We start from the raw sequence: 12,863 nt of genomic DNA on the forward strand, positions 1-12,863 counted from the left end.
GTTAACAATACATTGATTCGCGAAAATCACTATGGTCTGGGGGGTTGAGCGAGCACTCACGCCCAATAATGAGAACGAAACGCCCCGAATGTGGACATTGTTAAGCCATTCGCGCAACTCTTGGTGGTGCCCTCTTCAGGTTTGACGTGCCCCGCGAGGCTCGGTCAATTGCCCATAGCAAAATTTCCTTCGAAACAGGCCAGACGTGACACTGCGATCGCCCGACACCCTCATACCTGCACAAGGGGAAGCTACTTCTCCTTCGCTCGCACGGATTGGCATGGCCGCTTGTTTTGCCGCAGTGATCCTGTCTTGGCCGATGCTTCTTACGACTGCGCCTCTGGGGTATTTCGATACAGCAGGATACGTCGATCAGGGCCGGGCCGCAGTCGAATTGGCGATCACCCGGCTGGGCTTCCTGCCGGAAGCCGCATCAAATGGTGGCGAAGGCATCGGAAGCGAAGGCGGAATCCGATTGCTGCGTGCCCCGGCTTATACGCTCTTTTCCTACCTCACGACGCAAAGCCCCGTTGGTCTCGCACTCATGACATGGGCCCAGACCGCGCTAACCCTGTTCGGGCTCGGGGCGCTCGCCTGCGCTGGGCGGACGTGTCCGACGCGGTCCAGTGCAATCCTGGGCTTTCTCCCCGTGGCAGGCCTCACCACTCTGCCTTGGATGGCATCCTACGCGATGCCGGATATCCTGGGCGCCGCGCTGATTGTCTTCTACATGCTGATCGCCGGACCGTTCGAGAAGCTTGGCCGCGCCGGGCAGATCTTGCTTACACTGATCGCCTGTTTCGCCGTTGCTGCGCATTACGGGAACATTCCGCTGGCCGCCGCGCTGGCCCTGATGTCGCTGTTACTGCGGGCATTGGCCGGAAAGCCACTCTTGCTGGCCGGAGTGGCTGCAGTAGTCCCGATCCTGACTGCGGTTCTCCTCAATCTCATCGCAAGCGCGGCCGCCACGGGCTCTGCGGAAGTGGCTCCAAAGCGTCTGCCGATCCTATTGTCGCGTTCGATCGAGGATGGCCCGGCTCTCTGGCATCTCCGCAACGCATGCGAAGCGGAACGTTACGAGATTTGCGCCGCATTTGACGAGTTTCCCGAAACTGTCGGAGATTTCCTCTGGTCCGAAGCAGGGATCAAGAGTCTCAGCGCCGAGGAACTCGACACACTCCGAAGAGAAGAAAGCGCCATCCTCTTCAACGCCTTCCGCGAATATCCAGTTGCCCAGACATGGGCCCTGTCTCGCAACGCGCTGCTCCAGGTAATTAGGATCGGAACCGGAGAGATACTTCCCATCGTCAAGACGGCGGACACGCCGGTAGGGTTCACCGTCGCTGCGCAGGATACACTTGACACACCGGTATTCGAAATATTCGACTGGGTAACGAAAGTGGCGACGGCCGTTGCGTCGGTCTGGCTTCTGTACCTCTGGCTTACCGGGAGGCTCTCGGTCGAGGATCGCCGCATGCTCCTCGTTCTGATCGCTGCGATTGCTGTCAACGCGCTGATATTCGGCGGCCTCTCTTACCCCGTGGATCGCTATCAATCCCGGATCGCCTGGTTGATTCCGGCATTCCTCGCAATCCTTCTGGCCCGATCCCCAGCATCAGCACGGGCTCAATAGTTGATCGGGTGAGACCGGCCCTTCCCCGGCAAGTCGCAGCATGTGCCAAGCCAGTACGAGATTGCTCGATAAGACGGGCATATCAAGCTCGCGCTGAAGATCCGGGATCACATCGAGTGTCCGCAGGTTTGTGCAAGACAAGAATATCCCGTCAACTTCGCCCTTCCTTGCAAGCGTACGTGCCGCGGTTCTGATCGACGCTCCATCGATCCGCACGACCCGCGCCTCGATTGCCTCATCGAAGCTTCCGAAGAGCGGGCTTTCGATGCCGCGCGAAGCCAAAACATCCCGCAACTTGTTGGATACGGCAGGAAGATATGGCGAGAGAAAACCGATCCGTGACACTTCAAGCGATTTGCAGGCCGCGACGAGTGCCGAAAGAGGCTCTGTAACGGCATCGGTCTTGACACCCGCACCGATCTGCTCGGCAACACGGTTGGCGCCGATCTCGGCCGTCGCCGAGGTGCAGCCATAGCCCACCACATCAAAATGTGACCTGTCCGGGAACAGGGTCGCCGCGGCCGTGAGATGATCCTTCATGGCCGCAAGTGTCTCCGGCGTCACATCGACGGCCGACGGAACACGAGAGACCAGAAGTTCTGCCCCGGCCGGCATCAGCCGGCGGAAATCCCGCTCGATGGTTTCGTCCGCTTGCAGGACGAGCAAGCCGAACTTCGGCCCTGCCAACTCCTGTACCGTATAATCGAACCTGCTCATGACAAAAATTCCGGCATGTCTGCGGGCGCACGCGGCGAAAGCCATGCCGCCCCCTTCTCTGTGATCATGATATTTTCCTCATGAACGAGAATGCGACCCGGGCCAACGTCCACCGAAGGTTCGAGCGTCAATACCATGCCAGGGCGCAGTTCCGTCCGATCAGCCGGTATGAGAGACGGCCACTCTGTAAGCTGCATTCCAAGACCATGGCCCGATCTTCCGGCAGAAGACGCGCCCTCGCCCGTCCCCGTAACCCGGGCCATTGCATGAAATAGGTCGGCGACCGTAACACCCGGCCGGGCAGTTGCGATCCCGGCTTCAACGGCTTCCACAAGCCGCCTGTAGGCATTCTTCACCGAATCCGAGGCAGCTCCGATCGCGAAATTTCTGTCGAAGTCGCAATAATAGCCGTCCCAGACGACCCCCGTGTCCAGCATAAGCACATCGCCTTCCGCAAGGGGCGTCTCGCTCGCAGGCGAGATGACGTCGCCGTAGCCGCCCGGTCCGGCAGCCCCGGCAAGATACCCAACCCAGTCCGCACCTTCATCGAGACACAGCGCCTGAAATCGCCGAAAAACCTCCGAAAGCGGCACACCGATTTGCGCTATCTCGGAGACGCGATCGAAGGCAGCCCCCGCAATTCCGCAGGCGCGTCGGATCTTCGAAAGTTCGGCCTCCGATTTCACAAGCCGAAGCGCACGCAGAATGCCCGCCTCTCCCGTTATGCGGCGCTGTCCGATATCAGCTTTCAGTCGGGCAAGATCTGCCAGCGGTATCCGCACATAGCTTTCGCGGCCGTGTGCCAGGCCGATCACGCCGCCATCCGGCACGGTCTCACGCAGCGCTTCCGCCAAAAGGCTGATCCCGTCATCTTCGTAATCCGGCGAGTTCCAGGTTCGGAGATCCTCGATCCAGCTTTGGCCCATAAGATGCGCCCCGATAGATGGGATCACCGCTACCGGCGCGCCCTCCGCTGGCAGGATCATGTACCAGGGTCGCGTCGGGCTCTCCCAAAAGCGCGTAAGGAAGCCGCTGAAGTATCTGATCTCCGGCTCCGTCGTCAGAAGAATGGCATCAAGCCCTACACGCCCCATCTCTTCCTGCGCGCGCGTCAGCCTCGTCTTGAATTCGGCGGCAGGGAAACCCCGGTCTGGAAGGCTCATGCCTCCGGCCCCTCGCTCAAGATCGAGAGAACGCGCGCCGCCGTGTCGAGTTGCGGGATGGCCGCCGACTGAGCGGCGACAATCGCGCCGGAAAGCCCGGCCGCGCCCGAAGGCGTCGACTGCAACCCTGCTGACGCCGCAATCTTTGCTCCGGCCGCGCCCTCTTCTTCGGTGATCGTCATGAAGAAGTCGGCATCCCGCGCCAATCCCTTCAGCGCGATAAGCGATGGTTCCTTGCAATCAAGCCGGCCCATGGCGGAGACTGGACCATCGGCTAGAACCGGCCTTCCGACCTTGATCGACGCAAGTAGAGCGGGCGCAACCTCCGGCTCCACCACGATGATGCAGGTCTCGTCACCCCAGGCCGCCCGCGCGGCAGCCGCCGCCGCACCCGCCAGGCCGCCAACACCCGCCTGCAGAAATAGATGTGTGGGCGGCTTGTCGATCGCCTCAAATACCTCCGCCATCATTGCCAGATACCCTTCCATCAGCCGGTGAGGGATCTCGAAATAGCCCTCCCAGGAACTGTCGGACAGAAGCACGGCACCCTGCTCCGCCGCGGCTCGCGCAGCCGCCTCCATGCTTTCGGCATAGCTCGATCCGGAACGCACGACTTCGGCGCCTTGCGCTTTCAGCCGGGTGGCAAATGCTTCAGGCACCTGCTCAGACAGGTATATGATCGCCCGCGCCTTGAAGGCCGCGGCACCGGCTGCAACCGAAAGCCCGTGGTTCCCCGCACTTGCGGCGATGTACGTCCGGCCCTCCGCTTGCCCCGCCTCGTGATCGCAGGCGATGACATAGGCCGCCCCGAGTGCCTTGAAGCTTCCAAGCCCCATCCGTTCGCGTTCGTCCTTTAGAAAGAAACGCCCGACACCGGCCTTAGCGGCAAGAAAATCCGACTCGACGAGAGGGGTTACGCCGGCTCGCGGACATCTGGACAAAAGAGAAAGCACATTCTGATCTGCCACCGAAGGATCCGGCGCTGCGGTAAGGTTGGCATGGTTTAGTCCGATACCACGATGGGGGTTTTTGAGTGTTTCCATCCACGAAACGTGGCGAAGGCGGGTTCAAGGGTCAAGCAAAGCTCCGGGAACGCCGTGAATCTCCGAAACTCAGACGCACCTTCGTGAGTTTCCATGATGGAGTGAGCGACTGCCCACTCTAACCCTCAGGATCTGGCCGTCTCGCGTGTGCACTGATCTCCCGCACGCTCCATTCAACGAGATCGCGCATGGCCTTTCCCAGTGCCTCATCGAACGCTTCGATCACATCATCGATCTCATCGCTTTGCGACACCATGAATTCCTCAAAGGATCGCGAAGCAATGATCCTGTCAAAGCTTGCATCGATAACCTTCATATTCAGCCGCACCTGAACTTCGAGAGGGCTGGTCTTCGGCTCATCAGGCGACATCACACGGGCGTGGAATTCGCGAATGTCCGTGACGATCAGGTAATCCGCGCGCAGGCTTACCGTCGATCGCCCGACCGCCGCCACCTTGCCGCTGTTTTCGTAGCTTTCGATCAGAAGCGTCTGGACGATCACTGGCGCACGATCGACCCAACGCACATCGGGAAAATATTGCACCCTCAGGGGGCTCGGCTGCACCATGATCCGGTCGGTGCTGACCGCGGCAGTTGCCGTTGGCTCTTCGACGACAATCTGCTGCGTCAAACGCGGAAGGTTCGCACCGAATGTGCTCTTCGGAGACAACATGTAAAGCTCCGAAGGAGTCGCGACCTCCGCAAGCGTTGCAAGGCCCGAGCATCCGCTCAGAAGCAGCAATCCCGACAGACAGGCGGCGGGGGTCGAAAGGCGATGTCTCATCGGCGGAAATCCGAGCTTTGTGTTCCAAGCAGAAAGCGGCCCGGATCACGCTCGATGCGTGCAACCAGCCGCTTGAGGTTCTCAACGAGCACGCGGCCCTCCTCGATAAAGCGCACGAACTCCGGAAGGCCGCTCCTCAGGAAATCGTCCACCTGAACCCGGTTTTCGACAACAACCTCTTCCAGCGTTCCCACGAAGTTCGAGGCCGAGGTCGCCGCTGCCAGCACTTCATCCGAAATCGCCTCGATATCCTCCGACGCGCCATCGACCGTCCGCGTAAATGTCTCCATCGCGCGCCGCACATCCGTAACGATTGCGCCCACATCTTCCTCGATCACCCGGTTCGCGGATGCAAAGGTTGTTTCCGCAGTACCAAGGGTCCCTTCTGCGGTCTCCATGGCCGAGGTGACAGCGGCAAGTGTCTCGTTCGCGTTCGCGAAGGTCTCGGTCGCGGCGGCGAGCGTGGTTCCGGCCTCATCCGCCAATCCTTCAAGGCGCCCAGCAACCCCGGACACATCCGCTCCGACCGACTCGATCACCCTGTTTGCTGTCTGCGACGCCCCACGAACATCCTCGATCAACACGGGCAATTGGGATTCTACCGTCGTGCGGATCGTACTGACGGCAACTCGCGCATCCGCAATCAGGGCCTGACCATCCTCGGTGACAAGCGTGCTTACCGCCTCGGACGTTGCCTCAACCGAGGTCATCGCGGATCCGGCCTCCTGCAACGTCCGATCCAGAAGCCGCAGTGTTTCTTCGGCTTCCGTAAGACGCGCAGCCCCCAGGGCCATCACGGCCTGCGCTTCCTCGGACAAAGCCACGGCCTCTCGATCCACGACGTCGAGTGTCTCGTTGGCTCGTGCGATTAGTGCCGGCAAACGTTCATCGGCCAGTCGCGCCGCCGCCTCAAGCGTCGCCGCCGCCGCGGGTTCAAGCGTCTCGATTGACGTTTCGATGCGCGCGGCAGCGGACGAGGCGTTCCGCACCAGCTCCGAAAGGTCTTCCTGCATCAACGTATCCGCCGTCGCGAAAGCCCGCTCAGCCGTCGTAAGCGCCGTCCCCGCCTGATCGATCACACTCTCTGACCGGCGGATCGCGCCCTGCGCCGTCTCAAGCGTTTCGGTCGCCGTGGTCAGCGTCGTTTCGGCAGTGTCGCTGAGCGCCCGCAACCGGTCCGTAAAAGACGCAACCTCCCGGGCGGCGGCTCCGAGATCATCGGAGAGAGCCTCGAAGTCCTCCAGTGTTCTGTCCAGCCGGCCCGATGCCGACGAAAGGTTGCCGAGAATTTCCGTCACCGCGGCCCGGTTTTCTGCGTCTACGACATCGTTCACGTCTTCCAGAAGGGCAATCGCGCGCTCCAGAAGCTCGGGCGCCCCTTCAAAGATCGACTGAATTGCACTCCGCTCCGTCGGAATTTCACCGCCTTCAGGCAGCGCAGCCGCCTCCGCCGACCCACCGGACAAGGCCACGAAACTGACCCCAGTCACGCCCTGCAACGCGAGTGTCGCCACCGTGTCGGTCTTGACCGGGGTCTCTGCGTTCACCTCGATCCTGACCCGCACCTTCGATGGGTCCGTTTCATCAAGCTCAAGCCCGACGACCTGACCAACCTGCAAGCCATTATATCGAACGTCACCTGCATTCCCGAGGCCGGAAACATCCTCGAACAGCACGTCATAGTAGGCGTATTGGCGGTCTACCTCGACCTTGGCGAGCCACAAGAAAAATCCAAGCGCACCAAGTATGCCAAGAATTGTAAATGCACCGATCAGGATATAATTGGCCCGTGTCTCCATCCCGGCTCAGGCCCCCGTCATCGCGGCGCGGGCACGCGGCCCGCTGAAATATTCGCGAACCCAGGGATGGTCGACCGATTGCATATCCTTGAGCGTCCCCTCGACAAGCACGCGTTTTTCCGCGAGCACCGCAACACGATCACAGATCGCGTAAAGGCTGTCGAGGTCATGGGTCACCATGAAGACAGTAAGCCCTAGCGCACGCTGCAATTCTCCTATGAGGTCATCATAGGCCGCCGCGCCGATGGGATCGAGCCCTGCAGTCGGTTCATCCAGGAACACGATCGCCGGATCCAGCGCCAAAGCCCGCGCCAATGCCACTCTTTTCCGCATTCCGCCCGACAATTCAGAGGGCAGCTTACCGCAGGCAAGCGGTGGAAGCCCCACCATGCTGATCTTAAGTTCGGCAAGTGCCTTCATCAGACCGACACTCAGCTTCAAATGCTCCCGCATGGGCGCCATGACGTTTTCCACCACGGTCAGCGAGGAGAAAAGAGCTCCGTCCTGAAAGGCCACCCCCCAGCGCTTTTCAACATCCAGTCGCTCATCTCGGGGCGCGTTCAGAACATCTACGCCCAGCACCTTGATCGATCCCGCAACAGGTTTCTGCAACCCGACGATCGAGCGCAGAAGCACCGATTTCCCCGTCCCCGATCCGCCCACGATCCCAAGCACCTCACCGGTCCAGACGTCGAGGTCGAGGTTGTCGTGAACGCGCTGCGTCCCGAACTGGTTCACCAGCCCGCGAACCTCGATGATCGCTTCGCGAGCACCGTTCATATGCCAAGCTCGGAAAAGAAGATCGAAAAGATCGCATCCGTCGCGATCACCAGAAAGATCGACTGAACGACGGCAATCGTCGTCCTTTGGCCCACGCTCTCGGACGAGCCGCCCACAAGGGTCGCCTGCCAGCAGGCCACCACCCCGATAATGACGGCAAAGAACGGCGCCTTGATCATGCCCACCCCAAGGTGCCAGACATCCGTGCCCTCGCCGAACCGGGTGATGAACATTCCCGGGCTGATCCCAAGTTCGATCCAGCTCATCAGCGCACCTCCGAAAAGCCCCGAAAGGTTCGCAACGAACCCTAGGATCGGAAGCGCGATCACAAGCGCCAGTACACGCGGGAGAACTAGAACTTCGATCGGGTCGAGACCGAGCGTGCGCATGGCGTCAAGCTCCTCGCGGATTTTCATCGAGCCGATCGCGGCCGTGAAGGCCGAGCCAGATCGACCGGCGACGATGATCGCCGTCAGCATGATGCCGAGTTCTCGCAGCACCGATATCGCGATCAGATCGACAACGAATACCTCGGCACCGAACTGCCTGAGCTGCGCGGCACCCTGGAAGGCCAGCACCACCCCGATCAGAAAGCCCATGAGCGCCACAATGGGTATGGCCTTGAATCCAACCTCCTCGATCTGGGCAACCAGCGATGTCCCGCGAAGCCGCCATGGCCGGATAGCCGTCATGGCCAGTCTGTGAAGCGTGAGCCCGAGGAATTCGAGAAGCGACAGCATCGACTGTACGCCACCCACTGTTCTTTCCCCCATCCGCTCCAGGAAAGGCAGCAGCCCGCGTTGCACCGCTTCATCCTCCGGCGCCTCCGGTCGGTTCCGACGCACTGTCTCGATCAACGCCAATTGATCGTTTGTTGCACCGGTCAGGGCCACGCTCGCACCGTCGAGCTCCAGTCGTTCGGTGAGGCTTAGAAGAACCCACGCACCGCCGGTATCGAGCCCCTCGACTGCCGACAGATCGAGGGTGACCTGATCTCGCCCCGATGGCATGGCCTTCAAAGCGTCCTCGATACGCCCAAGCCCTTCGGTGACCATTCGGCCCCCGAATTTCAGGACAACCCGTTCCCCAACATCTTCAAAAGTCAGATTAGCCGCACCCATTTCGTGAAAACCCTCGCCCGTAAAGCAGGATTTCGCAACAGCTAAGGAAGTGGGATATCCGCGAACACAATGTCTTTTGCATCGGGCCGCTCACCAATTCGACGCTTTGAAGCATGCCTTGTGCCATCCACGTCGGACCGCCAACCGGTCAACCCGAAATCGCCTCATCTGAGAGAAAGAAGATCACTGTGAACCGCAGGTCGGTGCAGTGGGTCGTGCATCGACGATTCCGCAACCGCGGAAAGGCGATCTGAGCCACGATAACTCGAAGACGGCGTCACCCGCTTGGCCGCCCGGTAAGCCCTGTCTTCTTACAGATTGTCACCCCTTGAGTCTTAGCCGTTTCGTAACCTGGGCGGGCTATCTCTCGCCCGCTCCAGAATTAGACGTAACGCTAGAGGTAAAGATGACCCGGATAGTCGGTCTCGCCGTCCTCGCCGTCGCGTTCCCGGCCTATGCCGGCGCCGATGGTGATTTTGGCACGAAAGAAGATGCGAAACATATCGCTGACCAGATGATCGCGATCGTGGAGGAACAGGGGCTCGAAGCGGCCGTGACCGCGATGCACGATCCGGATCAACCCTTCGTCAGTTCCCGAATGGGCGTCAATCTCTTCGACGGCCCGATCGTGATCGCAGACAACCGCGAACCCGAAACGCTTGCCGCGGATTACTCGGAAACCGCCGACCTGACTGGCGCATTGGTTTGGCCAATCATCGCCGCCGCCGCAGAGGTTGAAGGCGATGCCGCACTCAAATGGTATCACTATGACACTCAGGAGGAGTACGACTACAAATGCCACGCAAAGCGCGCAAATGGCATGGAAGTCACCGTCATGGTGTGCCGATAGTTTGGGGCAGGCGCAGCATTGCCCAAAACGAGTGCGGAAGCGCCACGCGAAAACACGACCCTAACCACAGGGCTTCGTAGATTTCTGATCGGTGCAACGGTCGTCGTCGGTGCGATGGCGGCCGTTCAAATCGTGTCGGTGATAAGGCTTCAAGCCGAAATCGAGCATTGGGACTGGATTGCCGAGGTTGACAGCATCCGCGAAAGCCTCATGGCACGAACGCAATTCGGGCCCGCAACAGATCGCACTGGCACGGCGGCACCCGTTGTGGCCGCCTTTGATACTCTGCGGGCAATTATCGCGGAAAGGGCCGAACTTTCTGAAGAGCGCATCGACGCCACGCGCCACGGTGTGGCAAAGGATCTTGCGCTCCTTGAAACCGAAGCACGAGGGCTGTTCGACGCTGCTCGAGAGCGGGAAGCAATGCTTGAGCCGCTATATGAAGATCTGAAGGCGTCGGAGGATGCTTTGCAGGATCTTTCCGGAAAGTGGGCGACCCAACTTTCGGAAGCGGAACGAGGATTACTTCAAAGGTCACGTCAGATCGATATGGAGCAACGCCGGCTCAATGATTTGAAGACCACGCTGATCGCCTCCCTACTCTCAGTTCAATCGATGCAGCAACAGATACTTGCCATCGATCGCTTGGCAGAGACGAATGCCCCACCGGATCTTCTGGCATCCATGATCCAGGCTCTCGATGCGGGAAAACTCCCAGAGCCGTGCAGCCCGGGAGAAATCGAAGGCACGGAGCGGATATGCACACCCAACATCACCCGGGTGGCGAACTCACTCGAGGATCTGCTTTCATCAAACCCTGACGACATTCCAGCGGCAGTCCGTCGTCTGGTCTGGGCAATGGAAGGCTACCTGAGGGCGTTGCGGACCCGCGAAACATCCATCGCCAACGAGTTGTCGCAGACCTTGAATGAGGCGCGTGCCGTTCAAGACAACCTGACCGAGCTTCGACGCATCGGCAACTCGATCACGCGCGTCAACAGACTGATCCTCGACCTCGAGGTTCAAATCGATGCTTTTATTGCATCCGGTGAAGATCTCGAGATTGCGGACAACCGCGTCAACATGCTGATCGCTCAGCTACAATTCCGGATTCCCGGACTTCTCAGTATTGCCCCCTTTCTGGAAGACGACACCACCGGGGCAACGTCCCATACCGCGTCAATCCGGGAGGATTGGACGCGACTGCGGAACGTCACCTCTGAACGCATTGAGTTCCAGAACCTCTTTCAGGCGACGATGGCCCGGCTCTCCGCAGATATCGCGTTCCACGCACGAGAAACACGGCAAAACACAACGGTCTGGGTCGGAATTTACACGACAACCTTTATCATCCTCGCGCTCGGCCTCGGTGCGCTGGTTTTCTGGGTGGTGTGGATGGCACGCAGCCGCTTTCTCGTACCGCTCTCCCGCGTCACGCAAACGATCCTTGGATTGTCAGAGGGCAATCTCGGACAGCCATTCCTGATAGAGCAGCGCGCATTCGGCTTCGACAAGCTTGGCGAAGCCGTCGAGCTTTTACGGCAAGACATGCTCGAACGTCAGGCCCTGGCCATCGAGAACGAAGAACAGCAGCGCATCATCGCGCGCAACCTCGCGGAGCTTTCCCGCACGAGCGAGGAGATGGAATGGCTTGCGATGCATGACACTCTCACGGGTCTTGGCAATCGCCGGCAGGCAGACGCAGATATCGCGAAGACCACCAAGGTGTCGGCGGAAATGGCCTCGGAATTCTGCGTCATGCAAGTCGACGTCGACCGGTTCAAGGACGTCAACGATGCTCTGGGGCATGCGGCGGGTGATCACGTCCTGTCCCATGTCGCCGGGATCCTGAAAATCACCTGCGGCAGCGATGCAACCTGCTACCGGATCGGTGGTGATGAGTTTCTCGTCATTTTCCAGCAGGATCTGTCCGAAGCCGCCGCACAGGAGATTGCCAGTACCCTGATCGCACGGATCGAAGCACCGATTGAATACGAAGGACGGCTGATCCGCGTCGGCGCCAGTATCGGCATCGCATTCGGCAGCGAGGCCGAAGGAGACGCCAGTGTCGCTGTCCTGAACGCTGACCTCGCGCTCTACAGCGCGAAACGCTCCGACGAGAACCGATATTGTTTCTTCACATCCGAACTCGCCAACAGATCACGGGAGCGCCGCGATCTGTCAGATCGCATCCGGGTTGCCATCGATAAACGTGCCTTCGTACCCTATTACCAACCGCAATTCCTCGCCGAGGGTTTCAACATCCGTGGTGTGGAAGTTCTCTGCCGCTGGCATGATCCGGCACATGGATGGGTTCCCCCATCGAGCTTTCTGGGCACGGCGGAAGATCTCGGCCTCGTGGGTCTGATCGACGAGATCCTTTTCGAGAAGGTCGTCAGTGATGTCGAAACTCTCCATACCCACGGCCTCACCGTTCCAAGGGTCAGCTTCAACGTCACACTCGACAGGCTCCTGAAGGCAGATCTCGCCGCGCGACTTGCAGAAAGGCTTGGAGAGGACGTCACCATCGCGCACGAACTTCTGGAATCCATGTCTCTCGACAATCCAAGTGACTCCGTCGCTTGGGCCATCGACACCCTCAAGGAGAGCGGGATCGAAATCGAGATCGACGATTTCGGAAGCTACCGCGCATCGCTGGCCGGCCTGATGGCGGTCAATCCGTGTGCAATGAAGATCGACCGTGCGATAATTCAGCCAATCACGAACTCACAGCGTCATCTGAACCTCGTGAAGAAAATAATCGATATCGGCGCCGCGCTGAACATCGAAGTGGTCGCCGAAGGGGTGGAAACGAACAATCACACTGAGCTTCTGAAATCGCTCGGATGCGACTCCCTGCAGGGCTTTGCGCTGGCCAAACCGATGCCGTTCGACGACCTGATCGAATTCTGCCGTCAGCGTCCCGAATGCCACCGGACGACAAACGCCGTCGCCTGACCCTATCAGCTCGCG

10 protein-coding genes are annotated in these 12,863 nt (G+C 59.9%); 3 read left to right on the forward strand and 7 right to left on the reverse strand.

The genetic code is table 11. From position 1 onward, the window contains the following. Positions 1-319 precede the first annotated feature (319 nt). Positions 320-1,633, forward strand: coding sequence for a hypothetical protein (locus tag RXV90_RS02230; protein ID WP_316646604.1), 1,314 nt, complete (start codon positions 320-322; stop codon positions 1,631-1,633). Here the strand turns inward: RXV90_RS02230 and RXV90_RS02235 are convergent. From RXV90_RS02235 to RXV90_RS02265, 7 genes are all read right to left on the reverse strand, one after another. Further along, positions 1,616-2,350, reverse strand: a complete 735-nt coding sequence (locus RXV90_RS02235; protein WP_316646605.1) for a maleate cis-trans isomerase family protein — start codon at positions 2,348-2,350, stop codon at positions 1,616-1,618. The two genes, RXV90_RS02230 and RXV90_RS02235, sit on opposite strands and share 18 nt — an antisense overlap. Beyond that, entirely contained in the window at positions 2,347-3,513 is a 1,167-nt protein-coding gene (locus RXV90_RS02240) for a M24 family metallopeptidase (protein WP_316646606.1), read from the reverse strand. Before RXV90_RS02240 ends, RXV90_RS02235 begins: the two co-directional genes overlap by 4 nt. Continuing rightward, positions 3,510-4,556: a pyridoxal-phosphate dependent enzyme gene (locus RXV90_RS02245; protein ID WP_316646607.1), complete on the reverse strand. Its 1,047-nt coding sequence runs from the start codon at positions 4,554-4,556 to the stop codon at positions 3,510-3,512. Before RXV90_RS02245 ends, RXV90_RS02240 begins: the two co-directional genes overlap by 4 nt. Before the next feature lie 118 nt (positions 4,557-4,674). Beyond that, complete coding sequence (locus RXV90_RS02250) at positions 4,675-5,340, reverse strand: ABC-type transport auxiliary lipoprotein family protein (protein ID WP_316646609.1); 666 nt, start codon at positions 5,338-5,340, stop codon at positions 4,675-4,677. Further along, positions 5,337-7,139, reverse strand: a complete 1,803-nt coding sequence (locus RXV90_RS02255; RefSeq protein WP_316646610.1) for an MlaD family protein — start codon at positions 7,137-7,139, stop codon at positions 5,337-5,339. Before RXV90_RS02255 ends, RXV90_RS02250 begins: the two co-directional genes overlap by 4 nt. 6 nt (positions 7,140-7,145) lie before the next feature. Continuing rightward, entirely contained in the window at positions 7,146-7,919 is a 774-nt protein-coding gene (locus RXV90_RS02260; protein ID WP_316646611.1) for an ABC transporter ATP-binding protein, read from the reverse strand. Further along, entirely contained in the window at positions 7,916-8,974 is a 1,059-nt protein-coding gene (locus RXV90_RS02265) for an ABC transporter permease (protein ID WP_316646612.1), read from the reverse strand. Before RXV90_RS02265 ends, RXV90_RS02260 begins: the two co-directional genes overlap by 4 nt. A 472-nt stretch (positions 8,975-9,446) precedes the next feature. Here RXV90_RS02265 and RXV90_RS02270 point away from each other — a divergent pair, with 472 nt between their 5' ends. Both RXV90_RS02270 and RXV90_RS02275 read left to right on the forward strand, forming a co-directional pair. Then, the gene (locus RXV90_RS02270; RefSeq protein WP_316646613.1) at positions 9,447-9,890 is read left to right on the forward strand and encodes a hypothetical protein; all 444 of its coding nucleotides are present in this window, start codon (positions 9,447-9,449) and stop codon (positions 9,888-9,890) included. Positions 9,891-9,908: 18 nt separating this feature from the next. Further along, positions 9,909-12,848 carry a putative bifunctional diguanylate cyclase/phosphodiesterase gene (locus RXV90_RS02275; protein ID WP_316646614.1) on the forward strand — a complete coding sequence of 980 codons (2,940 nt, stop codon included), beginning with the start codon at positions 9,909-9,911 and terminating at the stop codon, positions 12,846-12,848. The last annotated feature ends 15 nt before the right edge of the window (positions 12,849-12,863 follow it).

It is taken from the genome of Ovoidimarina sediminis (assembly GCF_032586175.1).
GTDB lineage: Bacteria > Pseudomonadota > Alphaproteobacteria > Rhodobacterales > Rhodobacteraceae > Ovoidimarina > Ovoidimarina sediminis.

Bases quoted from the DNA above. Each gene is read 5' to 3' on its own strand.
- RXV90_RS02230 (WP_316646604.1), top strand. From the start codon at position 320: ATGCTTCTTACGACTGCGCCTCTGGGGTATTTCGATACAGCAGGATAC.
- RXV90_RS02235 (WP_316646605.1), bottom strand. From the start codon at position 2,350: ATGAGCAGGTTCGATTATACGGTACAGGAGTTGGCAGGGCCGAAGTTC.
- RXV90_RS02240 (WP_316646606.1), bottom strand. From the start codon at position 3,513: ATGAGCCTTCCAGACCGGGGTTTCCCTGCCGCCGAATTCAAGACGAGG.
- RXV90_RS02245 (WP_316646607.1), bottom strand. From the start codon at position 4,556: ATGGAAACACTCAAAAACCCCCATCGTGGTATCGGACTAAACCATGCC.
- RXV90_RS02250 (WP_316646609.1), bottom strand. From the start codon at position 5,340: ATGAGACATCGCCTTTCGACCCCCGCCGCCTGTCTGTCGGGATTGCTG.
- RXV90_RS02255 (WP_316646610.1), bottom strand. From the start codon at position 7,139: ATGGAGACACGGGCCAATTATATCCTGATCGGTGCATTTACAATTCTT.
- RXV90_RS02260 (WP_316646611.1), bottom strand. From the start codon at position 7,919: ATGAACGGTGCTCGCGAAGCGATCATCGAGGTTCGCGGGCTGGTGAAC.
- RXV90_RS02265 (WP_316646612.1), bottom strand. From the start codon at position 8,974: ATGGTCACCGAAGGGCTTGGGCGTATCGAGGACGCTTTGAAGGCCATG.
- RXV90_RS02270 (WP_316646613.1), top strand. From the start codon at position 9,447: ATGACCCGGATAGTCGGTCTCGCCGTCCTCGCCGTCGCGTTCCCGGCC.